Source organism: Acidovorax sp. (assembly GCF_046291265.1).
In the GTDB taxonomy this organism is placed as follows: domain Bacteria; phylum Pseudomonadota; class Gammaproteobacteria; order Burkholderiales; family Burkholderiaceae_C; genus Acidovorax.
In genome coordinates, this window is sequence record NZ_JBKBTV010000178.1 from 1 (window position 1) to 567 (window position 567).

1 protein-coding gene is annotated in these 567 nt (G+C 61.7%); it reads right to left on the reverse strand.

Translation table 11 applies throughout. The features are described 5' to 3' along the window. The coding region (locus ACK41V_RS23770; protein WP_409786168.1) for a 2Fe-2S iron-sulfur cluster-binding protein at nucleotides 1–427 on the reverse strand (427 nt) is incomplete at its 3' end. Nucleotides 428–567: the final 140 nt, after the last annotated feature.

The following is a 567-nucleotide window of genomic DNA, read 5'->3' on the forward strand; positions in this document are numbered from 1 at the left end:
TGGGGTCATCGTTCGACAGCCACAGACCATAGAGCGACATGACGAAACCGGGTGTGCAGAAGCCGCATTGGGAGCCGTGGAAATCGACCATCGCCTGCTGCACCGGATGCAGCGTCCCGTCACGGGCGGCGAGATGTTCGATCGTTACCACATGCGTTGCATGCAGCGATCCGACGAAGCGGATGCAGGCGTTGACGCTTTCATAGACCAGCTTTTCCCCGGCAAGTCGGCCGACGAGCACGGTGCAGGCGCCGCAGTCGCCTTCGGCGCAGCCTTCCTTGGTGCCGGTCAGCCGGCGCTCGAGCCTCAGGTAATCGAGCAGCGTCGCCGTCGGCGCGACATCGGAAAGCGCGACCTCGCTGTCATTGAGAATGAAGCGAATGCTGTCGTTGTTCTTGCTTTCCCTGTCCTGGGGCATGCCGTTCATTCCTGCTGATGCAAGGCCGCGAAAGCCGGAATCGTTCCTGGCGGTGGACCCTTGCGCATTGTCATAAAGTTAGGGCGTCTTGCGCCTTGTCTCAATGGACGGGCCGCGCACTATTGCGCCGTCCAGCCGCCGTCCATGGA